This is a genomic window from Brevundimonas sp. G8 (assembly GCF_902506205.1).
Taxonomy (GTDB): domain Bacteria; phylum Pseudomonadota; class Alphaproteobacteria; order Caulobacterales; family Caulobacteraceae; genus Brevundimonas.
Genome location: NZ_LR732816.1, coordinates 1,533,719 through 1,558,759 on the forward strand (window position 1 = coordinate 1,533,719; position 25,041 = coordinate 1,558,759).

A 25,041-nucleotide genomic window follows, 5' to 3' on the forward strand; every position below is an offset into this window, starting at 1 on the left:
CCTTCGCGCCTGCGATAAAAGCGCCGTCAGCCGCCTTTTCGAATCGGCACCCGACGGCCGTAGGTCAGACAGCGCCAAACCCACTCCAGCGGCCCCATGCTGAACCGTGACAACCACAGCGGCGACCAGACCAGTTGCAGCGCCCAGACGCCCAGGACCAGGCCCCACATCTGCACATAGTCCACCTGTCCGAACAGGCGCGGGCCCCACGGCATGTAGAAGATCGTCGTCATGATCAGGGTCTGGGTCAGATAGTTGGTGAAGGCCATCTGGCCCACGGGCCGCAGCGCCGCCGTGATCCACGCCAGACCTCGCGTCGTCGCCAGCACGATCAGGCTGACATAGGCCAGGGTGACGAAGATCGGGAAGGAGGCGACCGCCCCCGCCAGGCCGCGCGTCGGGTCTGTGTTGGGCACCGCCATGGCCTCGGTCCATTCCAGCACGCCCAGCAGGGCCAGCACCGCCCCGCCCACGGCGATCAGCGCCGCATAGACCCATGTCGGCGCCCGGCCGCTGAAGAACCCCGACTTGAACAGCCCCATGCCCAGCATCATCAGGGCCACGGTTGAGAAGACGAACATGGTCAGGCTGGCCCCTTGCAGGAACATCCAGCTCTGAAGGTTCTGGCCCATTGCCCCGGCCCAGCCGCTGCGATAGGCGGCGATGGCCTCGGCGACCATGGCGGCGGTGTATTGCGGCTCGCCCTGGCCCATGGCCTCGGTGACCGCGGGCGGGCCGGCGACCATCATCCAGGTAGCGATGGCCTGCATCGCACCCAGCGCCAGGGTCACGCCCAGGCCGACGCCGATCAGCGTCTTTGCCCGCATCGACCGCATCAGCATCACGAACAAAGCCGACCAGGCGTAGAGCAGCAGGACGTCGCCGTACCAGAAGGCCAGGCCGTGGATCAGGGCGATGACCGCGAGCCAGAACAGGCGTCGCCGCAGCAGCCGCCCCCGCGCCGGATCGCCCCGCTCGCCCCCGACCAGAAAGACCGAGGCGCCAAACAGCATGGAGAACAGGGTGATGAACTTCTGGTGGAAGAAGACGTCCACGGTCCAGCGCGCCACGGCGTTGGCGCCCGTCACTGCAAACGGGCTCAGGCTCGCGTCGTCATAGACCATGAAGGGCAGGGCGAACGACACGACGTTGACCGCGAGGATGCCCAGCACCGCCAGGCCCCGCATCACGTCCAGGCTGGCGATACGCGATGTCGGCTCGACGGGCGACAGGACGGGCGGGTCGATGGTCATGCGCGGATCCCCCAATCCCCTGAACTGGCCCGTGACGCCGATGTCAGCCTTTCGGCATCAGCCCCAGTCGGTCCTTGACTGCGGGCCGGGCCTCGAAGGCGATGAAGGCGGCGCACAAACCTGCCCACAGGGCGTAGCTGACGCCCACGATCATCGCTATGGGCAGGCCGCCGACGCCATAGATCAGCAGCGTCGTCTCGGTGGCGCCCAGGGCCTGCATGAAGTCGCCGGCCTCGATCCACCCCATGACGCTCATGCCCAGGGCGACGACGATCTGGACCAGGGCCGCCGCCAGGCCGCCATACATCATGAAGCGCCAGACCACGCCTAGTCGCGTGCCGGGGCGGCCGTCGCGCTTGCGCTCGTTCAGGATACGATACAGGGCCAGCGGCGCGGCGATCAGGCCGATCAGCATCACCACCAGCCGCCAGTCCATGTCGCGTCCCGGCATGAAGGCGTGGGGTCGCCAGAACAGCAAGGTCAGCCACAGCGGCGGCCAGGCGGCGCCCGCCAGACAGGCCAGCACCGGATACAGCGGCGCCGGACGTGCGGCGATGGTCGCCTGACCCGGCAGGTCGGAATAGCTCTCGAACCGGCTCATCGTGTCGGCGCCGGCGTGTCGCCGGAATAGTCGTAGAAGCCGCGTCCGCTCTTGCGGCCCAGCCAGCCGGCCTCGACATATTTCACCAGCAGCGGGCAGGGGCGATATTTGCTGTCGGCGAGGCCATCGTACAGCACGTTCATGATGGCCAGGACGACGTCCAGACCCATGAAGTCCGCCAGCTCCAGCGGGCCCATCGGATGGTTGGCGCCCAGGCGCAGCGCCTTGTCGATAGAGGCGACGTCGCCTACCCCCTCGTACAAGGTGAAGATCGCCTCGTTCATCATCGGCACCAGGATGCGGTTGACGATGAAGGCGGGGAAGTCCTCGGCGTCCGTGGTCGTCTTGCCCAGGCTCTCGGCGAAGGCGACGGCGGCGGAATGGGTCTCGGCCGAGGTGGCGATGCCGCGCACGATCTCGACCAGTTTCATGATCGGCGCCGGCTTCATGAAGTGCAGGCCCACGAACCGATCCGGCCGGTCGGTCGAGGACGCCAGGCGGGTGATCGAAATCGAGGATGTGTTGGACGCCAGCAGGGTCTGCGGCCCCAGATGCGGCAGGACCTGCGCATAGATGGCCTTCTTGACCGCCTCGTCCTCCAGCGCGGCCTCGATGACCAGGTCGGCGCCGGCGACGGCGTCGGCCATCACGTCGCTGACGGCGATGCGGGCAAGGGCCGCGTCGGCGGCGGCCTGATCGATCAGGCCGCGCGCCACATGGCGCGACAGGCTGGCCGCGATCTCGCCCTGCGCCAGCGGCAGGCGGTCGGCGACGACGTCATAGAGCCGGACCGAATAGCCCCCGAGCGCCACCGCCTGGGCGATGCCTGCGCCCATCTGTCCGGCGCCCAGAATGGCGACTGTGGTGATCGTGGTCATGAACCGTGGTCGAAAGTGGTCGGGCGGGCACCTTAGGAAGGTCGGGGCGCGGCGCAAGAGCGGATCGGCGCCCCGATGTCAGATTTCCGCCCGCCGTGTCGCCTCAGCCCAGCAACTGAACCAGAGCCGGCGCCGCCGTGCGGTTGAACAGCACGCTGATGAACTGAAGCAGCAGGATGACCACGATGGGCGAGATGTCGATGCCGCCCAGGTTCGGAATGATGCGGCGGAACGGCTCCAGCAGGGGCGCAGTGACCCGATCCAAGAAGGTCCCGACCGAATAGACGAAGCGGTTGCGATAGTTGACGACGTCGAACGCCACCAGCCAGCTCAATATGGCCTGGGCGATGATGAACCAGATCATCAGACTGATAATGGCGTTGATCAACCAGACGATCGCGTAGCCCATGAACCGTAACTCCTGCTTGGATCGGCGCTTCTAGCGTGTTCGCACCCCGTCCGACAACGGCTGTCTCCGACCTGCGCCGATTGCGCGCACAAGCCCGTTGACACCACGCCTGCCCGCCTTCTATGTCCGCCTCGCCTGTAAACCCGATCCCACGCTGGAAACGGGGCCGTAGCTCAGTTGGTAGAGCGCGTCGTTCGCAATGACGAGGTCAGGGGTTCGACTCCCCTCGGCTCCACCAGGCGGTACATAAGTCATTGATCGGCTTGTGAATGTAGCGAAATCAGCCACTTAGATATGCCGAAGCGCCCTGTGTCTGCTACACATGGAGCAATGACTGACATGCCTACAGGACTGATCCGACGGGGCGGCGCTTACAGCCTTCGGCGTCGCGTGCCGATGGATTTGATCGTCGTGTACGACGGTCGAAAGGAGATTGTTCGGGCGCTAGGGACGAACGACTTTGCGGAAGCGAAACGCAGCCATGCTCGGCTATGGGTGGAGCTTGATGAGGAGTTTGAAGCGCGCCGCGCTACTCTAGCCGTCGATCCGGATGCGCATATCAAACGCAAGTTGGCCGAGATCAGACCGCTCCTGGCCCGCAACGCCAATCGCGACGAGCCCTCCGCTGAAGAGATAGAGTGCCAGATTGAGGAGGCTCAGTTCTCTCTCCGTATGTGTCTGGAGGAGGAAGGCGAATACGAAAGACGCGAACTGCCGCGTCAGCGATTGCTTGCCCTGCTCTCAGTGCCCAACCATCTTCTCACCCCTGAAGAACAGGCGCTCAAAGACCTCATCAGTGACGCGCGTTTTGACGTGGAGAAAGCCAAGAGCGCATTGGCGAAACGGCCTGAGCCGGTTCAAAGCCCTGTGCCTGCGAGACTGCCGCCAGCGCGAAGGACAGCAGGCATAGGCGCGTCCTTTGACGACCTCATAGCGGGGTGGGAGAGGGATCGGAGCCCTCAGGTCCGGACGGTCGCGGCGCACAAAGCAGTCGCTCAATGGTTTGTCGATCGAACGGGCGTCTCCAACGTTCGGCTGGCTACTGCCGATGACGTTCGAACTTTCCGAACACGCCTGATTGAGGAGGGGCAGACCGCCGCGAACATACGGACGAAGCTAAGCAGACTGCGGACGCTGTTTGGCTATGCCTGTGAGGAAGGCATTATCGACACCAACCCAGCGGCCAACATCAGACCACCCGCCGATAAGCGCCCCGGAAAGGCTCGACTTCCGTGGTCAGCGGACGACCTCAACATTCTCTTCTCCGGCCCCATTCACTCGGCTGGCTCGCGCCCGATACGCGGCAGAGGTGAAGCTGCTTACTGGCTGCCACTTCTAGCCTTGTTCAGCGGGGCGCGGTTGGAGGAACTGGCTCAGCTTAGGCGGGGCGACATCAGAGAGGAACCCTATGAGGTGGACGAAGAGACTGACGGCCTCGCGTGGTGCATCGACATCAACACCGGCCCGGATGGAAACAACCATGTGAAGAACGCCGGAGCTATCAGGCTGATCCCGCTCCATCCCACCCTGATCAATCTTGGGTTTTTGAAGTACGCTCAATCCAACAGCGACCCGAATGCGCTGCTGTTCCCAGACTTGAAACCCAACGGCGAGGATCGACACGGAGCGAAGTGGGGCGAATGGTTCAGTACTTACCGAAGATCAATCGGTCTGAACGACAGCCGGAAGGTTTTTCATTCCCTCAGACACACGTTCAAGGATTACTGCCGGGGTAGCAAGCTTGAGGAGCGGGTTCAGCGGCAGTTGATGGGGCATGCGCCTATTGATGTCGGAGACACATATGGCGTCGGGTTCGGCTATGCGGATTTGGTGTCTGGGATACGGGCTTACCGGGTTCCTCGCCTCGCCACCATTGCGCCACCGGCTTCGTCACTTGGGTAGATTGGTTCGCAGCGTTCGGGACGTCAGAGCTCAATACAGATTAGGGGTGTCTGCGGGAGCCCTTCTTTTCACGTCGATCCCCATCTTCCTGGTCGCCTATTTGGACGGCTCGACCCTGCCTCCCTGACCATAGATTGGATGAGTTGCGCGTGGGCTACCGCCTTTCCCCCTGAGTTAATCCCGGGAAATAGATATGCGAAACTGCATACCTATCTCAGGGATCATACTTTGGGGGGAAGGCGGGCCTTCGTAGGCCTGACCATGAGTTGGATCGAGCGCTGCGTAGGGAACCGCCGGTCGCGGCTGGCATGAGCCAACATTTCCCGTGCGACCGTACCTCTGATGGAGGCCTCCGCCTTTCGGCGGCGCAACTAAGTGCATGTGTCTCTGTCTGTATGGGTACCAAAACAACCAACCCACAGCCTGCGATGGTTCGGCTAGCAAACTAGGTTTTTCGATCAATCGGCCTGATGCGAACAGGGTGAAGTGGTTCGCCCAACCCGCGAGAAAATTGTCTGCCAACCGTACAGTCCCGGAGCTACAGCGACAGCCCGCGTCGGGCGTGGCAGGCAGTCTGAAACTCTAGAGCCCACCCCGGCGCAGCAAGTCCGACGCAGTACACCCAAGCGCCTGGGCGATCTTCAAAACGTTCAATAAGGTAACGTTCCGCTCGCCGCGTTCGATCTTCCCCATATGCGATCGATCAATGCCGGACGCGTCAGCTAACGCCTCTTGCGACAGGGCGACTTCACGGCGGCGTGTCAGGATAGCCGCGCCCAGCTTCGGCAACGCCCCCTCGCCATCAGACTTTCCAGACACCCTCGCCATGCATTGAGAGGTCTGGCGTTGCGGCATTTGAGGCCACGGTATTTACGACCCATTCAGGCATACGTATGGTTCGCGCTAGGAGGACTTTATGGGCATTGTTTCTTGGATCGTGCTGCTGGTGCTGCTTGGCTTCATCGGCCTCATTGCCAAGCGCTGGTATGACGACATCGTACTGGATCACGCATTTCGTGGTCTCTTCGTAGAGACGCGCACAAAGCTCACGGCGTCTCACGTTGCGGGTCTCATCCATGAGATGGAGACCTTTGACGAGCTTGAGCGGATTGCCGTCCTAGAGGGAATGGCACCTCAAGCGGCGGCACGGATCAAGAAACGCGCAGCAGTGAGGAGTATGGCCGCGCACCTTCGCGTGAACGCAATGCTACCGGGCTAACTCGTCACCCCGACCCGAAGTCGTTCGGTGGTGTCTCGAAAAAATCCGGTCCGTCGTGCAGTCTGGGCGCGACGCCCTGTTCAAGCCAACGCCGCGCTGCCGTTCTTATCCAGAGCGACGGCGCAGTAACGCTTCACGGTCGCGGGAGAGATGCCGAACTTGCGCGCTGTGTCGCCGATGGAAGCCCCGTTTTCCCGCCGCCACAGAGCCACCGCAGCGCCGTCATGAGCAGCGGGCCGCCCAAGGCTCTCTTTGCCCCTGTGGGTGCGCCCTGTGGCTGCTAGTGAGGCACGGGCCACGTCGCGCCCTGCCCGTGTCCGCTCGGCAATCCGCTGCCGCTCCATGTCAGCAACTTGAGCCAGGACGGCGAGGATCAGTTCGCCGACACCTCGGCCTATTGGACCCAAGCCATGCACGTGAACGATCACGTCCATCTCGATCAGTTGGCGCACGGTCGCCTGAACATCCAGCGCATCCCGTCCGAGGCGGTCTACCGCATAGACGTATAGCGCGTCGCCACTCCGCACCTTGGCCAACAGGTCTGAGAAACCGGGACGAGTTGCGGCGGGCGTTGCACCACTCACACCCTCGTCGCTGAACTCTTGATCAAAGCCCCCGCCTAGCGCTGCGCGTTGGGCTTCGATGCTCTGGTCGCCGGTGCTGACGCGGTAGTAGGCAATGCGGTGCATAGGTGGCTCACAAGTTAGAGGGGGCTCTAACTTGGCTCATAACCCCGGCTCACAAGCGCCGTCAAGATAACTTATGAGCCATAGCGCATAACTTACAACTTTTGACCCTCGATACATATTCTGAATAGAAGCGTTGGCGCACGTTAGGCGGGGGGGTGTGAGGGGGTAAATGAAGCCGCCTCACTCCCATCTCCCGTCTGACATAGGTTGATGATTTTCTCATCCTGATTTGATCTCTAGATCAGGACCGATATGTCCAGTTCTTCACCACCATTCTGGTGGATCTCACCGATCCGTTCTCGCTCCCTATCAAGGGTATCTCGTATCTTGCGTTGAATAAGGTTCTCAGGCATCCCGCCGTTCAATTCTCGCACTTTCTCGGCGGCTGCCAAGAGCTCGGGAGGAATGGCATCCCGTAGAGACGTAGTGAATATCCTCGACGTGCTTGCCTCAGAAGATGTAATGCGATCCCGAGCTGGCCCGAACGCCAGATACTTCATCATGTAGTCTAGGGATATGACGGGCGAGAAGCCGATCTCTTTCCAAATGTCTCTATCAAGCTTGTCTTTAAGCTTGTAGGCCGCTGTATCAAGAGTAAGCCACCAACAGCTATGCCCTAAACCAGATCGCTGGCGGTTCTTTTTACGCTCGCCGATGACGGTTATGCAGTTCTCAGCGTCATGCCTAGCGAGCAAATCGCTCGTATGGTTCATTGCGCCTTTGTCGCGCCGACGATTACCGTGGACTTCCTGCCAATACGAATAAATTGACCTGACCAGATCGGGCGATACCAAATCTTCTGGACCCGGATTTTCCACATATATGTTCATGCGCTCGAAATAATCTTCCAGATCGCGCAGCGGATCGTAAGAGCCCATGAACCTCTCAATCCAAGATGCGAACTTTCCTGACTGGCCTCCGTTTAATATGTACTTAGTGTAAACGAACGGCACCCCTCCGAACCATTGCTCTGATCGTGATTTCATTACGCAGATTTCAAGGTGGTGCCGTACTTCTTCGATTACTCCTGGCGTTACGTACATCTTTGCCGACGCCTTTGAGAGTTGCTCGAACATGCCGGTGAAAGGTCGATCGTCAGTGGGGGCTGTAGTTTCGGCGATGACAGGAAGTAAGACGCTAGTGTCTAGCCACAGCTCTCCCTGCCTAAACAGTTTATTTGTTGCCTTCTGTACGTCCGGTGTTTCGCTTAGGAATGCAAACAATGTATAGCTATCTGATAATATGCGGAGATAATTCCGCGTCGCATCAGACGGGTTGTTCATCAAAGAAATGCACGCGGTCCGGATGAACTCAGACTGATTTCTTCCCCCAACTAGACCCGAGGGAGCTGTGCTTGATATAGCTGAACGTAGGTCGTCATCGTGAAGAACTATATCTATGTCTGAGCTTAGAGATTTAACGAACTCGTCGCCGCGTGAAACGAAGTACTTCTCAATTACCGCCTGCACGCATTCCGTAAAGCGGGTTAAATCAGATATGACAATGCTCTCGGAGGCCGCAACGATATCTCGTACATCGGCCTCAAGCGCGCTCTGCATCAAGAGGAGGCGAGCTGCGCGATCTTTTATAGACACCGCCTCATCATGGCTAAGGTGGTATTCTGAACCATTGGCCCATTCAGAAATGGCGTTCTTCTTTAGTCGAAGGAGGGCGCTATCAATAAATGGTTTTAGCTGATGGACTTCATATCTCGGTAGGAACCGTACCACCCTTTCATATATCTCCTGGCGGGAGGCCCTATTATCTCTGTTGGTTCCCGCTAATGCAGCCTTCACCAGAGCGTCGAAACATGATCGTGTCAGATTTTTTCCGCTCTCCTCGTCTTCTCGTTGCATTTCAAGATAGAAAAGAGCTGTCTGCGCTTCAGACGGTGAAAAGACGGACTTCGGTTTTGGTGCCAATCCTTTTGCCGACAGTAAGGGATCGACCATCGCAATCGCTAATTGCTCAGCTGCTGCCGACCTATTCGTATCCAAGTTAGCTCTATCTAGAAACCACGTAATGTCTCGAATATCGAGAGATACACCCTTCTTAGACATCTCTCGCTTTACGGCATCGCCCTTCGCGCCGATTGTCTGATTTGTGAGGTATATTAATTCTCTCACTTCAGAGAAATTTTCCTCCAGACGCTTCATGGTCGCCCGTATTTTAGCACCCCACTCTCCTGTCACGGAGAACTGGAAAGCAACATTGAGTTCGCCCTCTTGATTGAAGAGCTCGCTGTCTCGCCCCCCATCGCCTGATGGCGCGGCCATCGACCGGACGTTATCGAACTCAGACGCTAGGAAGGTGGACGCGAGCCGTTCGAACTTATCCCAGTCCGGATAATTCAGCCTTTGCAGCGCTAGTTCGAAGCGGTCTCGCGAAATCGTCATGTCACCCTGCCAGTAAATACCGAGCTTTGGTTACAACCAAAGAAAGCTCAAGCACAACTGTTAGGTATGCAATCACGGGTCGCTGCCATTGTGGAAGCCCGCTGATGCCCCATCCCGAATGTTACCGCTGGCTCGATCATCAAGCGAGTGCTACACAAAGCTCCCACACAGGCGGACAGTGATGCTGTGTAAGTGACTGATTTTGCACGGAGAGAGGGGCCTCCCCTCGGCTCCACCAGGCGTCCTGGAATCCAGCCTTAGTTGCCGCGGTAGGTGCTGTAGCCGTAGGGGCTGACGACGACGGGGACGTGGTAGTGGATGCTGGGGTCGCGGACCTGGAACACCACGTCGATCTCGGGAAAGAACGGTTGGGCGTCAGTGTCGCCATAGTGCGACATGTCGAACGTCAGCTTGTAGGTGGCGGCCTGGGTCGTGACCTGATCGCCGAATGACCGCACCCGGCCGTTCTCGTCTGTGCGGGCGGATGCAAGTTGGCGCCAGCTGCCGTCGCCTTCCCTGATCTCCAGGGTCACGGGCACGTCGCGGCCGCCAACGCCACGCGCCAGATCGAGGACGTGGGTCGAAATAGTCTCGGCGGAGGCCGATCCTGCGGAAATCAGAAGGGCGGACAGGGCGGCAAGCGCTGCGATACGCATAGGATGGTCCTTAGAGGCTGATCATTGGGGGTTCGGCATGAGGCGGGCGTTCAATGCTGCGTCGGCCGAACCAATGCCAGGTCGTAGCCAAGGGCGCGGGTGCGGGCCAGGATGGCGTCGCGGGTTTGGGGCGAGGGCTGGGCGGTGCGGCTGAGCAGCCAGAGATAGCGGCCGGACGGTTCGCCGACGATGGACCAAGAATAGTCGTCGGCGTGATCCAGCACCCAATAGTCGCCGAGGTAGAAGGGGCCGAAGAAGGACACTTTCAGCCTGGCGTTGTCGCTGCCCTCGACCACCTTGGCCTTGCCCTCGGAGGTCTTGACCGGACCGGTGGTGGAGCCTTGGCGGCAGGTGTTCAGCACCCCGACCAGACCGTCGTCGCGCACGGTATATTGGGCGGTCACGCCCTCGCAGCCGCGCTCGAACCCGTTCTCGTAGCGCCCGATCTCGTACCAGAGACCGGCGTAGTGGTTCAGATCGACCGCCTTGGTCGGCTGGGGCACGGTGGCGTTGCCGACGGGGCCGCGTTGCAGGGTGGCGCAGGCGCCCAGCGCCAGGGCGGCGCCGGCGAGAAGGGCGATGGAAATCTTGCATGCGTTCGACATGGCGGCTGAACGAGGTTCCGGGTCGCCGGTTCCTGCGGCTGCGTCGGTGGAGTCACCGTAGAGAGATATACCCCCGCTCGATGATGCGGCGGAGCGCCTCGTAGGCTTCGGCGAGTTCGTCGTAGGCGGTGCGGGCGGCGGTCAGGCGGGCGACCTGATCAGGCGTCACGGCCGAGCCGGAGTGGGCCAGGCGCAGCGATTCGGCCACCCATTTGGCGCGGGCCGTGGCGGTCATGACCGCCAGTTTTTGCAGGGACGAGGCATCGACGCCGGTCAGGGCCTGGCCGATCACCTCCTTGTTGGCGATGTAGGCAGCGTAGTCGATCTGTTCCAGTTGGCCGCGCAGGCGGCGCTGTTCCTGGGGATCGGTGTCCTGCGGCTCGAAATGATCGCTATGTCGGCGGATGCTCGACGTCATTTTGGTCGACATGGGCGAGCCCTCCCCGGCCTGTCCTGGCGGCTGATGGCGACCGCTCAGGCATGAAGGTGCGTCGTGTCGGTTAACGCCGCGTTGCGCCGGGCAGGCAGGCGTCCGATATCCGGGGCTGAAAATCGAAGCCGGAGATCGATCATGGACCTGAAACTGGACCGCAAGCGCGCCCTGATCTGCGGCGGATCCTCCGGCCTGGGCCGCGCCGTGGCGACGGCCCTGGTCGCCGAGGGGGCGCATGTCGCCCTGTTGTCGCGCGATGCGGAAAAGCTCCAGGCCGTGGCGGATGCGCTGAACGCGGCCGGGCCGGGCAAGGCGGTCGTGGTCACGGCGGACCTGGCGGACCACGCGGCGCTGTTGAAGGCGGCGGACCTGGCTGAGGAGTTGCTGGGCGGCAATATCGAGATCCTGTTGAACAACACAGGCGGGCCGCCGCCGTCGGGGGTGTCGGGTCTTGAGCCTGCGGTGTGGCGCGATCATTTCGAATCGATGGTGCTGTCGATCTTCCGCCTGACCGACCGGGTGTTGCCGCGCATGCGGGCGGCCGGCTGGGGGCGGATCCTGAACGTCGCCTCGATCACGGTGGTGGAGCCGTCGGCGGCGCTGGGCGTGTCCAACACCCTGCGGGCCTCGGTCGCCGCCTGGGCCAAGACGCTGGCGAACGAGGTCGGACCGGACGGGGTGACGGTCAACACCCTGTTGCCGGGGCGGATCGACACGCCGCGCATCGAACGCCTGGACCAGGCGGCGGCCGAGCGCACCGGGGTCACGCCGCAGGAGGCGCGAGCCGAATCCGTCAAGTCCATCCCCGTCGGCCGCATCGGCACGACCGAGGAGTTCGGCGCCACCGCCGCCTTCCTGGCCAGCCCGCTGGCGGCCTATGTCACCGGGTCGCTGATCCGGCTGGACGGCGGGGCGATCAAGGCGATCTGACCGTACCGGCGGGCGAAGGGCGACGACGCAAAACGCCGCCGAAGGCCACGCGGCTGCGGCCGTAATCCAGGGTGATGCGGCTGAACCGGCTCAGGATGTCGGCGCCCAGCAGCAGGGCCGGCTGGTCGATCAGGCCCATGACCTGAAATACATGCAGGTCGGCGAACAGCAGCGGGGTCGGTCCCAGCGACCGTCCCGCCACCCGCATGGCCGGGGCCGTGCCCGTCTGCGCCGTCACCGCGCCGCCAACGATGCCGACCATGCGCACGGGCCGCGATGGGTCGGTGGTCTGGCCGATCCCGGCCGACCGCATCAGCGCCAGATTGCCGATGGAATATTGAGCGCCGCTGTCGATGAAGGCGGCGACCTCGACGCCCGCCACTTCGATACGGGTTAAAATCAGTTGGCCGAACCGACCGCGATGGCCGGCGACGAGGACGTCCTGCTGACGAAGCCGCGTGCCGTCGGCGCTGGTCGTCAGGGCGATGCTGGTCGAGCCCGAGGGCGACAGGGCGACCTGGCGCGCATTGACGTCCAGCGTCAGGCGAAAGCGCGACAGCAGGTCGAGCCCCAGCAGGCCGTCGGCGCCCAGGGCGGCGCGGGGGAAGACCGGCAGGGTCAGGTCGGTGAAACGCCGCCGCCCGATCTCGATCTGTGCGATTTCGACGGTCGGGGTGACCTCGGCCGCGGTGATACCATGGACGACGAGCGAGGGACCGGACGGTAGTATCAGAGCCTGCGCCAGCTCGGCCGAAAGCGCGCTGCGTTCGGCGCCGGTGTCGATGACGAACACCTGCTGGGCGCCGCCGTTCAGACGCACCGCCACGCCCATCCGCGTCAGGAGGTTTTGCAAAAGCCGGACCTGATCGGGCGGCGGCTCCAACGGAGCAGCGGTCTGGGCGGAAAGAAACGGGACAGCCGCCAGCAGGCTCAGCGCCTCGCGCCGCGACGACGTGAAAATTGCCCCTTCGCCAACTGCAAGGCGCACCCGCCCATCCTCCTCAGGCCTTCACCGGGGTGGTGCACGTTAGGCGCTTTCGGCGAAGGGGATGAGACATATTCTTGTCGGCAGCGTCTTGGTGCAGCGGCGTTCGTTCAGCCGAGCAATCAACGTGATCTGGTCAATCCGAGGTTGCCGGCGTATCGTCGGGATCGAACCCCGGAGGATGTAATGCTGACCTTGCTCATGCTGGCCTTGTCTGATCCTGCGGCCATGACGCCTTCGACGGCCATGATCGACCATGGCGCGGTTCGGATCGTTGCGGTGGCGAACCAAGGTGCGGAGCCTTGCGGCGCTCCCCTGATTCAGGCCCAGCAAGGCAGCGGCGACCGCGCCATGACGCTGGACCGCTCTCTCGATGACGGTCAGGCGCGGCGTTATCTGCTGCTGGATCGGCGCGATCGGAACAACTGCCCCTTGCCGATCAGCTATGCGATCCCCGATCAGCCGCGCGCCCTGGGCCGCGAGTTCGGCCCGACCGTGTCGGTGACGCCGCCCCGTCCTTCACGGCCGGGTCAGTAGGCTAGTCCGGGACCGGGGTGACCGGCGGCTTGTCCGCCAGCACGGCCTCCAGGTTCGCCATCATCAGTTCGGCCATGGCGTTGCGGGTCTCGATGGTGGCCGAGGCGACGTGGGGCGTCAGGACGCAGCGGTCGCTGTCGATCAGAGCCTGGGGCACGTTCGGCTCGTCGGCGAACACGTCCAGGCCCGCGCCGCCTAGTTTGCCCGAGGTCAGGGCGGCGACCAGGGCGTCCTGATCCACCACCTCGCCGCGCGCGACATTGATCAGCACGCCGGTCGGACCCAGGGCCTCCAGCACCTCGGCCGAGACCAGGCCGCGCGTCGAGGCGCCGCCCGGCACGATCACGATCAGCACATCGACCTGGGTCGCCAGATCGACCAGGTTCGGCACATGCCGCCACGGCGCATCCGCGACCGGATTGCGGGTGTGATAGGCGAGGCTTCCGGCGAAGGGCTCCAACCGACGGGCGATAGCCTGACCGATCCGGCCCAGACCCAGCAGGCCGTAGCGCAGGCCTGCGGCGCTGCGCGACAATGGCGGCGGCCCGTCCGAGACCCAGCGTCCGGCGCGGACATAGGCGTCCATGGCCGGCAGTCGACGCAAGGTCCCCAGGGCCAGCAGCAGGGCCAGGTCAGCCACGTCCTCGTTCAGGACATCGGGCGTATGGGTGACGATCACGCCGCGCGACCGGGCGTGGGCGACGTCGGTCAGATCATAGCCGACGGCGTGGACCGAGACGATCTTCAGCGCGGGCAGGGCGTCGATCAGTCGGGCGTCCACGGTCGCGGCGCCAGAGGCGGCGACGCCGACGATGCGGTCGGCGACCTCGGGCGAAGGCAGGCCGTCCGGGCCGGGACGATGCAGCGTCCAGCCCAGGCCGGGCGCGCGTTCGGTCAGCATCTTGTCGGCGAGGGCGGGCAGGCCGATGGCCAGGATGTCTATGGTCATTGCGCCGTTCTAGGCGCGAGGATGGGCGGCCGCATAGGCATTCAAAAGTCTATCCGCATCGACGCCGGTGTATTTCTGGGTCGTCGACAGGCTGGCGTGGCCCAGCAGTTCCTGGATCGAACGCAGGTCGGCGCCGGCGCCCAACAGATGGGTCGCAAAACTGTGGCGCAGGGCGTGGGGCGTTGTGCGTACGGGCAGACCCAGCCGACCGCGCAACCGCTGGACCGAGGCCTGGACGTGACGGGGGCTGAGCGGACCGCCGCGTCGGGCGCGGAACAGGGCGTCTGAGGGCTGAAGCGGGAAGGGCAGCAGGGCCAGATAGACGTCCACCGCCGCGCGCACGGCGGGCAGGATGGGGGCGATCCGGGTCTTGGAGCCCTTGCCGACGATGCGCAGGGTCTCGCCCAGGGGCGCGTCGGCGCGGACCAGCGACATGGCCTCCGAAATCCGCAGGCCGCAGCCGTAGAGCAGGGTCAGCACCGCCCGGTCGCGTGCGGCCTCCCACGGTTCGGCGTCGGGATCGGCGTCCGGTTCGGCCAACAGCCCGCGCGCCTGATCCTCGGTCACCGGACGGGGCAGGGAGGGCTTGACCTTGGGGCCACGCACCAGGGCCAGTTGCGGGGCGGGCGTGTCCAGCCGCCGGTCGAGGAAGGCATGAAATCCGCGAATGGCCGACAGGCTCTGGCTCAAGGACCGGGCCGCCAGCGGATGATCGCCAGACCGCCGCTCGGCCATGTGGGCGCGGACCTCGGCGGCGGTGATCGTGCCCATGTCTTTCAGCGACAGGGTCTCGCCGCGATGGCGTTCGAGAAAGGCGACATAGAGCCGACCGATGTGGCCATAGGCCTCCAGCGTGCGCGGCGACAGCCGACGCTCGTGCGCCAGATGGTCGAGCCAGGCGCGCAGGGCGTCGGGGGCGGCAGTCAGTTCAATACCTTTCAGTTCAGGACGGGCCATCGCTCGGCCATCCGCTCCGTCACCCGCGCCAGGAAGGCGGCCAGTTCGCAGCCCATGTTCGGGGTGAAGCCTTCCGGCTCGGGCGAACCGAAGGCGCAGATGCAGGGGCGGGGCGGTCCGCCGGGCGTCAGGTGCGGGGCCATGCGGACCAGGGCGATGGACCTCACCTGATCCTCGGTCGCGCCGAAGAAGTTCAGACCGGGGATCATCGGACCCAGCCAGGTCAGGCCGTGTTCGCCCAGCAGGTTGTCGACGTCGCCCTCTTCCAGCGCGCGCCAGCCGAAGGGCACGCCGCCGGGCTTTTCCAGGGCGATGGCGGCGCCGGCCAGGCCGAACCGCCCCTGCGCCGCCGCGTCCAGCCGCCGGGCCAGGTCGGAATGGTTCTTGGCCTCCATCAGGTCCAGGGTCGCCACATGGGTCTGGGTCTGGGCGGCGAAGTTGGCGCGGGCGATCAGTTCGATCTCGCGCCGGGCGCCGGTCTCGCGCTCGACCACGGCCTCAAGCCGCGTCAGGGCGGCGGCGCCGAACTCGACCACGTTGCGGCCGTGCGGACGCAGGCCGATCTCTTCCAGCAGGGAACGGTCGTCCAGCAGGGTCTGGGGATGGGTCTGCAGCCAGCCGCGCACGTCGGGCCAATGCAGGCCGTCGCCCACATGGGGCGTTGCGTCCGATTCCGACGTTTCGAAAAGGTCCAATGAGCCGCTCAAACAGACCTCTCCAGGAAACGCGATGCTACAGAATGGACTGACCCGTCTTGGCCCAGTCCGCCACGAAGGCATCAAGACCCTTGTCGGTTAACGGGTGGTTCACCAGGGCCTTGAAGGTGTCGGCGCCGAAGGTGGCGGCGTCCGATCCGGCGACGGCGGCGGCGGCCACATGGGCGACATTGCGCAACGACGCGGCCAGGATCTGGGTGTCGAAACCGTGCACGTCATACAGGACGCGGATTTCTTCCAGCAGGCCGATGCCGTCGGCGCCGTTGTCTTCCAGCCGGCCGACGAAGGGCGAGACGAAGGTGGCGCCGGCCTTGGCGGCCAGCAGGGCCTGGGCGGCCGAGAAGCACAGGGTGACGTTGGTCTTGATCCCCTTGTCGGAGAAGACGCGGCAGGCGCGCAGGCCGTCCCAGGTCAGGGGCAGTTTCACGACCACGTTCGGGGCGATGGCGGCGAGCTTGTCGCCCTCCTTGACCATGGTCTCGAAATCGAGCGAGACGGCCTCGGCGGAAATCGGCCCCTCGACCAGGGCGCAGATTTCGGCGATGACCTCGGCGATGTTCCGACCCGACTTGGCGATCAGCGACGGATTGGTGGTAACGCCGTCCACCATTCCGGTGGGGACCATGTCCTTGATGACGGCGACGTCGGCGGTATCGAGAAAGAGTTTCATGGGCAGGGCTTTTAGCGTCACCGAAGAGCGGATGCGACTCCCTTTCTCCTCCCCATCGCTCGCGATGGGGAGGTGGCGCGGCGCGTCTTCGCGTCGTGACGGAGGGGTTCTTGCCGCACGGCAGGCGCCTGTGATGCGGCAAGAACCCCTCCACCGCTTCGCGGTCCCCCTCCCCATTGCATGGGGAGGAGAAGACGAGTGAAAGTCGCCTCGGTCCTCATTCCACTGCCGGTGCCGGAAGCCTTCGATTACGAGGTTCCCGAGACGCTGACCCTGGCGCGCGGCGATCAGGTCGCCGTGCCGCTGGGGCCGCGCCTGATGCGGGGCATCGTGTCCGAGGTGTTCGAGACGACGGGATCGAACCGGCGGCTGAAGGCGGTGGACAGTCTGCTGGACGATCCGGCCCTGCCGTCGCGCGTGGTGGATTTCGTCGAATGGGCCGGGCGTTGGACTTTGTCGTCGCCGGGCGAGATGGCGGCGACGGCGTTGAAGGGCCTGCGGGCGCCGCGTCCCCGGCCGGAACGTCGGGTGCGGCGGGTAGGCGAGCGGGCGCCGTCGCGGGCCACCCCGGCGCGAACGGGCGTGCTGGAGGCCGTGGGCGAGCGATCCATGAAGGGGGCCGATCTGGCGCGGGCGGCGGGCGTGTCGTCGGGCGTGGTCAAGGGCCTGATCGACGAAGGCGTGCTGGAGGTCATCGAGATCGCGGCCGAGGCGGCGTTCGACCGACCCGATCCCGACCATGCACCCGCATCGCTGAACGGGGATCAGGCGGCGGCGGCGACAGCCCTGGCGGACGGCGTGACCGGCGGCGGTTTTCGTCCCTTCCTGCTGGACGGGGTGACGGGGTCGGGCAAGACCGAGGCCTATCTGGAGGCGATCGCGCGGGTGCTGCGGGCCGATCCGGCGGCGCAGGTCCTGATCCTGCTGCCCGAGATCGCCCTGACCCAGGCCCTGATCGAGCGGATCACGGCCCGGTTCGGCGCGGCCCCGGCCGAATGGCATTCCGGCGTCGCCCCGCCGCGACGCCGCCAGGTGTGGGAGGCGGTGGTCGCCGGTCGGTGCAACATCGTGGTGGGGGCGCGGTCGGCCCTGTTCCTGCCCTTCATCGACCTGCGCCTGATCGTGGTGGACGAGGAGCACGACGGCTCGTTCAAGCAGGAAGAGGGACTGGTCTATCACGGCCGCGACCTGGCGGTGGCGCGGGCGCGGATCGAGGGGGCGGCGGTGGTCCTGGCATCGGCGACGCCATCGCTGGAGACGCTGTGGAACGCCCAGAGCGGGCGTTACGACTGGCTGAAGCTGGGCGCGCGGCACGGGACGGCGGTCATGCCGGACATCGCCCTGCTGGACCTGCGTCAGAATACGCCCGATCCCCAGACCTGGCTGTCACAACCCTTGCGGCTGGCTATCGGCGAGACCTTGCTGCGGGGCGAGCAGACCCTGCTGTTCCTGAACCGGCGCGGATACGCGCCCGTGGTCCTGTGCCGCGCCTGCGGGCACCGGCTGACGGCCCCGGACACCGACAGCTGGCTGGTCGAGCATCGCTATACCGGGCGGCTGGTCTGTCACCTGACCGGCTTCTCCATGGCGCGGCCCAAGCTGTGCCCGTCGTGCGGGGCCGAGGATTCGCTGGTCTCGGTCGGGCCGGGGGTGGAGCGGGTCGAGGAAGAGGTGCGACAGCTGTTCCCCGAGGCGCGGACGGCGGTCTTCAGCTCGGACACCGCGCCCGACGCCCGGTCGGCGCGCGCGCTAATCCAGCGGATGACCGACGGCGAGATCGACATTCTGGTGGCCACGCAAGCCGCAGCCAAGGGGCACAACTTCCCGCGCCTGACCCTGGTCGGGGTGGTGGATGCGGATCTGGGCCTGCGCGGCGGCGACCTGCGGGCGGCCGAGCGGACCTATCAGCTGCTGGCCCAGGCGACGGGTCGGGCGGGGCGGGCGGATCGGCCGGGGCGGGCCATTTTGCAGACCTGGACGCCCGAACATCCGGTGCTGATGGCGCTGGCGGCGGGCGACCGGGACGCCTTCGTCGAGGCGGAGATGGCCGAGCGTGAGGCGGCGTCGTTGCCGCCTTACGGCCGGCTGGCGGCGATCATCCTGTCCAGCGAGAATGCCCAGGCGGTGGAGAAGACGGCCAACGACCTGGCCCAGGCCATTCCCAACGCCGAGCGGCTGGAGGTCTATGGCCCCGCCGATGCGCCGCTGGCCCTGGTGCGGGGACGCCGGCGCAAGCGGCTGCTGGTACGGGCCGACCGCGACGTGAACATCCAGGCCTTCTTGCGGGCCTGGTTGGCGCGGGTGAAGGTTCCGGCCTCGGTCCGCCTGACGGTGGACGTGGATCCCTATTCGTTCTTGTAGGCGCTCAGGCCGCCATGACCGTGCCGAGCAGCACGCGGGCGCCGGGGCGGCCCAGGGTGGCGTTGGTCGCGGCCTGAAGCTCGGCCGACAACTGGTCGATATTGGGCACGGCGCCGGGACGCAGACCGTTGGCGAAGCGCTGGGCGGCGGTGTTGTAGGCGGCGCGAAGACGCGGGGCGGACTGCTGGGCGCGGATGCGAAGGGCGGCGTCGGGCACATCGACGCCCGTCTCGATGGTCAGCACCCCGCGACGGCCGCTGGCCTGGATGATCGAGGCGGTGATGACCGGCAGGCGGAAATAGGTGTCGGCGGACGCAGCCCCGCCGCCGCTCGACGAGGCGCGAGCCGTCGATGAGGCGGCGGCCGTCGCGACGACGGCGAGACCGAGAAGGGCGCGGCGTTCCATGCCGTGAGGTCTAGCGGCCATGGTTTAAGAAACTGCTGAGGCCAGATCGCATAAGGATATCTTTATGTGTTTGTTGATACTTGGCGCTCGCCGGGCTATGAGGCCCCAAATCTTCTTGCGGCTCGGAGCCCTGACATGACCGACTACATCGTTCGCGACATCACCCTTGCCGACTGGGGCAACAAGGAAATCGAGATCGCCGAGACCGAAATGCCGGGCCTGATGGCTCTGCGCGAGGAGTTCGGCAAGGACCAGCCGCTGAAGGGCGCCCGCATCGCCGGCAGCCTGCACATGACCATCCAGACGGCGGTTCTGATCCAGACGCTGGAAGCCCTGGGCGCCGACGTGCGCTGGGCCTCGTGCAACATCTTCTCGACCCAGGACCACGCCGCCGCCGCCATCGCCGCGGCCGGTACGCCGGTCTTCGCCACCAAGGGCGAGACGCTGGAAGAATACTGGGACTACGCCCACAAGATCTTCGAATGGGCCGACGGCGGCTATCCGAACCTGATCCTGGACGACGGCGGCGACGCGACCCTGCTGACGGTCCTCGGTCCCAAGGCCGAGAAGGACATCTCGGTCCTGGCCAACCCGCAGAACGAGGAAGAAGAAGCCCTGTTCGCGGTGATGAAACGCTACATCGCCGAAAAGCCCGGCTTCTATTCGGCCATCCGCGACGCCATTGGCGGCGTGTCGGAAGAGACGACCACGGGCGTTCACCGTCTGTATCAGATGGCCGAAAAGGGCGAGCTGCCCTTCCCCGCCATCAACGTCAACGACAGCGTCACCAAGTCCAAGTTCGACAACCTTTACGGCTGCCGTGAATCGCTGGTCGACGCGATCCGTCGCGGCACCGACGTCATGCTGTCCGGCAAGGTCGCCGTGGTCTGCGGTTATGGCGACGTGGGCAAGGGCTCGGCCGCTTCGCTGCGCCAGGGCGGCGCCCGCGTGATCGTGACCGAGATCGACCCGATCTGCGCCCTGCAGGCCGCGATGGAAGGCTATGAGGTCCAGACGCTGGACGACAGCGCCGGCCGCGCCGACATCTATGTGACCACGACCGGCAACAAGGACGTCATCACTGTCGAGCACATGCGACAGATGAAGAACAACGCCATCGTCTGCAACATCGGTCACTTCGACTCGGAGATTCAGGTCGCCGGCCTGAAGAACTTCAAGTGGGACGAGATCAAGCCGCAGGTCCACCACATCGAGTTCCCGGACGGCAAGAAGATCATCCTGCTGTCGGAAGGCCGTCTGGTGAACCTGGGCAATGCGACGGGCCACCCGTCCTTCGTGATGTCGGCGTCCTTCACCAACCAGACGCTGGCCCAGATCGAGCTGTGGACCAACGCCAAGGCCTACGACAACAAGGTCTATACCCTGCCCAAGCACCTGGACGAGAAGGTCGCCATGCTGCACCTGGCCAAGCTGGGCGCCAAGCTGACCGTCCTGACCAAGGACCAGGCCGACTATATCAACGTGCCGGTCGAAGGCCCGTTCAAGACGGATCACTATCGTTACTGAGACCCTCGAACCGAGGGGCCTGTCATGACGAGGGCGTCGTTCGACGTCCTCGTCGTGGGGGCAGGGGCGGCCGGGATGATGGCCGCGATCGAGGCCGGGCGGCGCGGACGCCGGGTGCTGGTCGTCGATCATGCCGACCGGCCGGGCGAGAAGATTCGCATCTCGGGCGGCGGGCGCTGCAACTTCACCAATCTGGGCTGCGGACCGGCGAACTTCCTGGGCGAGAATCCCCGGTTCGCGACCTCGGCCCTGCGCCGCTATACCCAGCACGACTTCATCAAGCGCATCGACAGGGCCGGGATCGCCTGGCACGAAAAGACGCTGGGCCAGCTGTTCTGCGACGACAGCGCAAAACAGATCGTCCGTATGCTGACGGACGACATGGCGGCGGCGGGCGCGACCCTGAACATGAAGACCGGCGTGGAGCAGATCGCGCGGTCGGGCGACGGCTGGTCGGCGACCCTGTCGGACGGATCGCAGGTCGCGGCGCCGTCCCTGGTCGTGGCGACGGGCGGCAAGTCGATCCCCAAGATGGGCGCCACCGGCTGGGCCTATGAGGTCGCACGCCAGTTCGACATTCGCGTCACCGAGACGCGGCCGGCCCTGGTGCCGCTGACGTTCGAGGCGGGCCTGCTGGAGACGCTGGTTCCGCTGGCGGGGGTGGCGGTAGACGTCTCGGTCGCCTCGGCGCCCGATGGGGCCAAGGCGCGCAAGGCCAGCTTCAACGAGGCCATGCTGTTCACCCATCGTGGCCTGAGCGGGCCGGCCATTCTTCAGATCAGCTCCTATTGGCGTGAGGGCGAAGCGGTGGTGGCCTCGATGGCGCCGGGCCGCGACGTGTTCGAGGAGCTGAAGGCGGCCAAGGCGGCGAATGGGCGCCAGGCCGTGCATACGGCGCTGGGCCATGTGGTGCCGCGTCGGTTGGCCGAAAGCCTGTGCGTACGTGAAGGCGCGTCGGGCAATCTGGCGGACCTGTCGGACAAGGTGCTGAGGCGGCTGGATCAGGCGGTCAACGCCTGGGCCGTCAAGCCGGTCGGGTCGGAGGGCTATCGCACCGCGGAGGTCACGCTGGGCGGGATCGATACGGCGGCGCTGGACCAGCAGACGATGCAGGCCAAGGCCGTTCCCGGCCTGTATTTCATCGGCGAGGCGGTGGACGTGACCGGCTGGCTGGGCGGCTATAATTTCCAGTGGGCCTGGTCGTCGGGCTGGGCGGCCGGGCAGGTCTGCTAGGCTGGACGCCAACCGAATTGCACTCGGGAAAAACAGCGCAACGGGGTGTAATTTCAAAGTCAGGCGACTGATTCACAAGGATAAATCCTGAGCCGGAAATTGCACCTGTGCAATCAAGTGCAATCTCCTCGCCAGGTTTGGCTCCTGGAAAAACAGGCCAACGGGTTCGGGTGGGTTCGGCAGCGATGTCAAAGACCGGGACGGGATCATAACCCCTATCCACATCGTGACTGGTCGATTGCCGCTGCTGGTCCTCAAGTCCCTGAAAAGGCGTCGGTTCGTTGGCGTGTATGCGATGGCTGGCAGCCATGACCCATCGAAGGTCGTGCCTGCGGCCCCGCGACGCATGGCGGCGGGGCAGGGCGGCGCCTAGCTTGAGGGAGCGGAACGGGCCCCTCTGGCGTCGTTGCGGTCTGGCGTTCCCCCTTCCTTGCGCCGGGCTGTGCGACGCGATGTCGGACCGCACGGGTGCGTCGATGCGATGGGGCTTTCTCCCCTCCTGGCCCGTCGTATCGACCACCCGATCCTGATCCTTCGACCGGAGCCCGAAATGCCTCTTCTGATGTGCCCCAACGACAATGCCGCCATGCAGACGCTGGAGCGCAACGGCGTGCAGTTCGACATGTGCCCCGACTGCCGCGGCGTCTGGCTGGATCGCGGCGAGCTGGAAAAACTGATGGCCGCCGCCGTCGAGGAGGGCCGCGCCTCTGCGCCGGTCGCGCCCGCGCCCCAAGCCTATGCCCCGCCGGTTCAGCCGCAGCCGCAGCAATACGCCCAACCTCATCCCCAACCCCAGCCGTGGGGTGGCGCGGCGCCGCAGCCCTATCGCGACGACCGGGGCTACAAGAGCGACAAATACCGTGACGGCCGGTATCGCGACAACGAGCATGGCTACAAGAAAAAGAAGCGCGACAGCATCTTCGATATCTTCGACTGAGCAGCCCAAATTCCGTCACCCTCGGGCTTGGTGTGGATCAGGCGGCGAGACCCGCCGCCTGCATCAGGCCCTTCAGGGCGGCGACGCTTTCGGGCGCGGCCGACAGGGCGGTGCGGACGTCCGGCGCGCGCAGAAGCTTGATCGCTTCCGACCGGGCGCGGTCGGCCGCTGGACCCAAGGGGCCAGCCTCCCCCACCGCCAGTTTCAGCAGGGCCGCCAGCTTCTGGGGCGCAGAGACCGGGGCGCGGACGATCTGGGCGACCAGGTTGGCGTCGGCCTCCAGATTGGCGCCGACGGCGCCGATGGCCTCGGCGATCTGGGTCTGGTCGTGTTCGCCCAGATGGGCGGCGCGGACCGCGCGTTGCAGCCGCGCCAGGGTCGCCAGTTTCTGTGACGCGCTGGGGCCGCCGGGTGTGGCCTGACGCATCTCGGTCTCGAACCGCAGCGAGCCGATACAGGCGCTGAGCCAACGGGCGGCGGCGCGCTTGTTGGCCCCGCCGGTGACGTTCTCGCACAGCCGGGTCAGTTGCTCGGCCTCGGCCAGGACGGTCGGGCAGGGGTTGACGTAGGCGCCGACGAAGTCCGCCGTGACCAGGCTCTTGGAGCGTTCGACGAAGGCGGTCTGAACCTCTTCCAGCGTCAGCAGGCGGCCGGCCGAGGATGTCAGGGCCATGGCCAGCAGCCGCAGAATGTCGATCTCGCCCACCGGATCGGCGGGGCGAAGTCGGCGCGGGCTGGTCAGTTCGCGCGTCACCAGACGGGCCAGGGACGCGGCCAGAAGCGGGAAGTCGCCGGCCGCCAGATGCACGCCCAGGCGCGCGGCCGGACCATCCACATCGGGCATCATCAAAGCGAGGCGCGGGTCCATGCGCAGCAGGCCGTCCATCTCGGCCGGCGCCACCATCCGCACGATGGCCGCCAGATTGGCCCCCTGATCCAGCGACGGGCCGAGGATTTCGGTCAGATTGGTGCGCATCGCCAGCATCTCCGCGACAATCTGTTCGACCACCACCACGACCAGGGCGCGGGGCGGGCCATCGGCGGGGGCCGCGTCCATCAGATCCATCAGCGCGCCCAGCCGCTCGCGCGCGCCGCGTCGATCCTTCAGGGCGCCGGCGACGACGCCGCCCATGCTGAAGGCGCGATCCGAGGACCCGGCCAGACGGTGGGCCAGGTCGGCGATGGAGCGGTCTTCCAGAGCGGGGAACATGCCGTCGCGGCCGGCCTTGCGCAGGCGCGCCATGCCCTGTTCGACCAGCTTTTGATAATGGCGCACGACGCCGTGGACGTCCTGGCCGGTGGCCTGACTTTCGGGGACGGCGACCTTCTGGATGGCGTGCTGAAGTTCGACGCCCGAGGCCTCCAGCCTTTCGGCCACGTCGGGGCGGTGCAGCAATTCGAAGGCGGTGACGCCCTCGCGCTTCAGCCAGTCCTCCAGCGCCCGGCCGATCAGGGCGCGGGCGTGGGGGGAATAGAGTTCGGTCGGGCCGCTGCAGGCCGGGCGCAGCGTCGGGTCGGCGACCTTCTTCTTTTTCTCTTCCGGCGCGCCCAGGGTCAGGATGGTCAGGGAGCTGAACTCCATCGTGTCGGGGTCCAGCGTCTCCTTGGTGACGCGCGAGGCGACGGCGAGGCGGTCGTTCAACTGGTCTTCGGCGGTCTCGATGGCGTGTTTGCGGTCTTCGGTGGCGATCAGCAGGGTCCAGGCGGACGGCGCGCTCTTGCGGACATAGACTTCGTAGTGGATCGGACCGGCCATGGCGCCACCCTGGCGCGCAAGGCTTTAAGGGGAGGT

Annotated in this window: 25 protein-coding genes and 1 tRNA gene; 9 read left to right on the forward strand and 17 right to left on the reverse strand. The window is 65.2% G+C overall.

From position 1 onward, the window contains the following. Positions 1-26: 26 nt before the first annotated feature. The 4 genes from CHRYSEO8AT_RS07445 to CHRYSEO8AT_RS07460 all read right to left on the reverse strand — a co-directional run bounded on the left by CHRYSEO8AT_RS07445 (position 27) and on the right by CHRYSEO8AT_RS07460 (position 3,141). Positions 27-1,253 carry a DUF418 domain-containing protein gene (locus CHRYSEO8AT_RS07445; protein WP_159848509.1) on the reverse strand — a complete coding sequence of 409 codons (1,227 nt, stop codon included), beginning with the start codon at positions 1,251-1,253 and terminating at the stop codon, positions 27-29. A 43-nt stretch (positions 1,254-1,296) separates the two neighbouring features. Beyond that, on the reverse strand, positions 1,297-1,854 hold the full coding sequence (locus tag CHRYSEO8AT_RS07450; protein WP_159848512.1) for a phthalate transporter: 558 nt from the start codon (positions 1,852-1,854) through the stop codon (positions 1,297-1,299). Beyond that, positions 1,851-2,732, reverse strand: a complete 882-nt coding sequence (locus CHRYSEO8AT_RS07455) for a 3-hydroxybutyryl-CoA dehydrogenase (protein ID WP_159848515.1) — start codon at positions 2,730-2,732, stop codon at positions 1,851-1,853. The genes CHRYSEO8AT_RS07450 and CHRYSEO8AT_RS07455 overlap by 4 nt, the downstream gene beginning before the upstream one ends. 103 nt (positions 2,733-2,835) lie before the next feature. After that, on the reverse strand, positions 2,836-3,141 hold the full coding sequence (locus CHRYSEO8AT_RS07460) for a YggT family protein (RefSeq protein ID WP_159848518.1): 306 nt from the start codon (positions 3,139-3,141) through the stop codon (positions 2,836-2,838). 162 nt (positions 3,142-3,303) lie between these two features. On the opposite strand from CHRYSEO8AT_RS07460, the gene CHRYSEO8AT_RS07465 reads away from it, so the two are divergent. Beyond that, positions 3,304-3,379: transfer RNA gene (locus tag CHRYSEO8AT_RS07465), tRNA-Ala, on the forward strand. Between the two features lie 92 nt (positions 3,380-3,471). Beyond that, positions 3,472-5,043, forward strand: a complete 1,572-nt coding sequence (locus CHRYSEO8AT_RS07470; RefSeq protein WP_159848521.1) for a DUF6538 domain-containing protein — start codon at positions 3,472-3,474, stop codon at positions 5,041-5,043. Between the two features lie 582 nt (positions 5,044-5,625). Here the strand turns inward: CHRYSEO8AT_RS07470 and CHRYSEO8AT_RS07475 are convergent. Further along, a complete protein-coding gene (locus CHRYSEO8AT_RS07475) occupies positions 5,626-5,898 on the reverse strand; it encodes a helix-turn-helix domain-containing protein (protein WP_370514232.1) in 273 nt (90 codons plus the stop codon). Positions 5,899-5,959: 61 nt separating this feature from the next. Between CHRYSEO8AT_RS07475 and CHRYSEO8AT_RS07480 the strand changes: the two genes are divergently transcribed. Then, positions 5,960-6,262: a hypothetical protein gene (locus CHRYSEO8AT_RS07480; RefSeq protein WP_159848524.1), complete on the forward strand. Its 303-nt coding sequence runs from the start codon at positions 5,960-5,962 to the stop codon at positions 6,260-6,262. A gap of 80 nt (positions 6,263-6,342) precedes the next feature. Here CHRYSEO8AT_RS07480 and CHRYSEO8AT_RS07485 read toward each other — a convergent pair whose 3' ends face one another. The 5 genes from CHRYSEO8AT_RS07485 to CHRYSEO8AT_RS07505 form a co-directional block, all read right to left on the reverse strand. Further along, on the reverse strand, positions 6,343-6,951 hold the full coding sequence (locus CHRYSEO8AT_RS07485; protein ID WP_159848527.1) for a recombinase family protein: 609 nt from the start codon (positions 6,949-6,951) through the stop codon (positions 6,343-6,345). Between the two features lie 236 nt (positions 6,952-7,187). After that, positions 7,188-9,347, reverse strand: coding sequence for a hypothetical protein (locus CHRYSEO8AT_RS07490; protein WP_159848530.1), 2,160 nt, complete (start codon positions 9,345-9,347; stop codon positions 7,188-7,190). Between the two features lie 257 nt (positions 9,348-9,604). Then, entirely contained in the window at positions 9,605-10,003 is a 399-nt protein-coding gene (gene uraH / locus CHRYSEO8AT_RS07495; protein ID WP_159848533.1) for a hydroxyisourate hydrolase, read from the reverse strand. A 50-nt stretch (positions 10,004-10,053) separates the two neighbouring features. Continuing rightward, complete coding sequence (locus CHRYSEO8AT_RS07500; RefSeq protein ID WP_159848536.1) at positions 10,054-10,608, reverse strand: lipocalin family protein; 555 nt, start codon at positions 10,606-10,608, stop codon at positions 10,054-10,056. A 52-nt stretch (positions 10,609-10,660) separates the two neighbouring features. Next, positions 10,661-11,038: a hypothetical protein gene (locus CHRYSEO8AT_RS07505; RefSeq protein ID WP_159848539.1), complete on the reverse strand. Its 378-nt coding sequence runs from the start codon at positions 11,036-11,038 to the stop codon at positions 10,661-10,663. A gap of 141 nt (positions 11,039-11,179) precedes the next feature. Here CHRYSEO8AT_RS07505 and CHRYSEO8AT_RS07510 point away from each other — a divergent pair, with 141 nt between their 5' ends. After that, positions 11,180-11,971, forward strand: coding sequence for an SDR family oxidoreductase (locus CHRYSEO8AT_RS07510; protein WP_159848542.1), 792 nt, complete (start codon positions 11,180-11,182; stop codon positions 11,969-11,971). Here CHRYSEO8AT_RS07510 and CHRYSEO8AT_RS07515 read toward each other — a convergent pair. Then, positions 11,958-12,959: a pepsin/retropepsin-like aspartic protease family protein gene (locus CHRYSEO8AT_RS07515; protein WP_159848545.1), complete on the reverse strand. Its 1,002-nt coding sequence runs from the start codon at positions 12,957-12,959 to the stop codon at positions 11,958-11,960. The genes CHRYSEO8AT_RS07510 and CHRYSEO8AT_RS07515 overlap by 14 nt on opposite strands. Positions 12,960-13,142: 183 nt before the next feature. On the opposite strand from CHRYSEO8AT_RS07515, the gene CHRYSEO8AT_RS07520 reads away from it, so the two are divergent. Next, positions 13,143-13,493 (forward strand): hypothetical protein, encoded by a 351-nt coding sequence (locus CHRYSEO8AT_RS07520; RefSeq protein ID WP_159848548.1) that lies wholly within the window; start codon positions 13,143-13,145, stop codon positions 13,491-13,493. Position 13,494: 1 nt separating this feature from the next. On the opposite strand, the gene CHRYSEO8AT_RS07525 is transcribed toward CHRYSEO8AT_RS07520, so the two are convergent. From CHRYSEO8AT_RS07525 to fsa, 4 genes are read right to left on the reverse strand one after another with little or no spacing between them, the layout of a single operon-like run. After that, positions 13,495-14,442, reverse strand: coding sequence for an NAD(P)-dependent oxidoreductase (locus CHRYSEO8AT_RS07525; RefSeq protein ID WP_201304378.1), 948 nt, complete (start codon positions 14,440-14,442; stop codon positions 13,495-13,497). 9 nt (positions 14,443-14,451) lie between these two features. Next, a complete protein-coding gene (locus CHRYSEO8AT_RS07530) occupies positions 14,452-15,399 on the reverse strand; it encodes a tyrosine recombinase XerC (protein WP_201304379.1) in 948 nt (315 codons plus the stop codon). After that, positions 15,381-16,094 carry a DUF484 family protein gene (locus tag CHRYSEO8AT_RS07535; RefSeq protein WP_159848551.1) on the reverse strand — a complete coding sequence of 238 codons (714 nt, stop codon included), beginning with the start codon at positions 16,092-16,094 and terminating at the stop codon, positions 15,381-15,383. The genes CHRYSEO8AT_RS07530 and CHRYSEO8AT_RS07535 overlap by 19 nt, the downstream gene beginning before the upstream one ends. 37 nt (positions 16,095-16,131) lie before the next feature. Then, a complete protein-coding gene (gene fsa / locus CHRYSEO8AT_RS07540) occupies positions 16,132-16,785 on the reverse strand; it encodes a fructose-6-phosphate aldolase (RefSeq protein ID WP_159848554.1) in 654 nt (217 codons plus the stop codon). A gap of 180 nt (positions 16,786-16,965) precedes the next feature. Between fsa and CHRYSEO8AT_RS07545 the strand changes: the two genes are divergently transcribed. Beyond that, on the forward strand, positions 16,966-19,146 hold the full coding sequence (locus CHRYSEO8AT_RS07545) for a primosomal protein N' (RefSeq protein WP_236547458.1): 2,181 nt from the start codon (positions 16,966-16,968) through the stop codon (positions 19,144-19,146). 4 nt (positions 19,147-19,150) lie between these two features. On the opposite strand, the gene CHRYSEO8AT_RS07550 is transcribed toward CHRYSEO8AT_RS07545, so the two are convergent. Then, a complete protein-coding gene (locus tag CHRYSEO8AT_RS07550; RefSeq protein ID WP_159848560.1) occupies positions 19,151-19,552 on the reverse strand; it encodes a Tat pathway signal protein in 402 nt (133 codons plus the stop codon). Positions 19,553-19,687: 135 nt separating this feature from the next. On the opposite strand from CHRYSEO8AT_RS07550, the gene ahcY reads away from it, so the two are divergent. The 3 genes from ahcY to CHRYSEO8AT_RS07565 all read left to right on the forward strand — a co-directional run bounded on the left by ahcY (position 19,688) and on the right by CHRYSEO8AT_RS07565 (position 23,249). Continuing rightward, positions 19,688-21,079, forward strand: coding sequence for an adenosylhomocysteinase (gene ahcY / locus CHRYSEO8AT_RS07555; RefSeq protein ID WP_159848563.1), 1,392 nt, complete (start codon positions 19,688-19,690; stop codon positions 21,077-21,079). A gap of 24 nt (positions 21,080-21,103) precedes the next feature. Next, positions 21,104-22,312: an NAD(P)/FAD-dependent oxidoreductase gene (locus tag CHRYSEO8AT_RS07560; RefSeq protein WP_159848566.1), complete on the forward strand. Its 1,209-nt coding sequence runs from the start codon at positions 21,104-21,106 to the stop codon at positions 22,310-22,312. 550 nt (positions 22,313-22,862) lie between these two features. Continuing rightward, positions 22,863-23,249, forward strand: a complete 387-nt coding sequence (locus CHRYSEO8AT_RS07565) for a zf-TFIIB domain-containing protein (RefSeq protein ID WP_159848569.1) — start codon at positions 22,863-22,865, stop codon at positions 23,247-23,249. Between the two features lie 37 nt (positions 23,250-23,286). Here CHRYSEO8AT_RS07565 and CHRYSEO8AT_RS07570 read toward each other — a convergent pair whose 3' ends face one another. After that, entirely contained in the window at positions 23,287-25,005 is a 1,719-nt protein-coding gene (locus CHRYSEO8AT_RS07570) for a hypothetical protein (RefSeq protein ID WP_159848572.1), read from the reverse strand. Positions 25,006-25,041 lie beyond the last annotated feature (36 nt).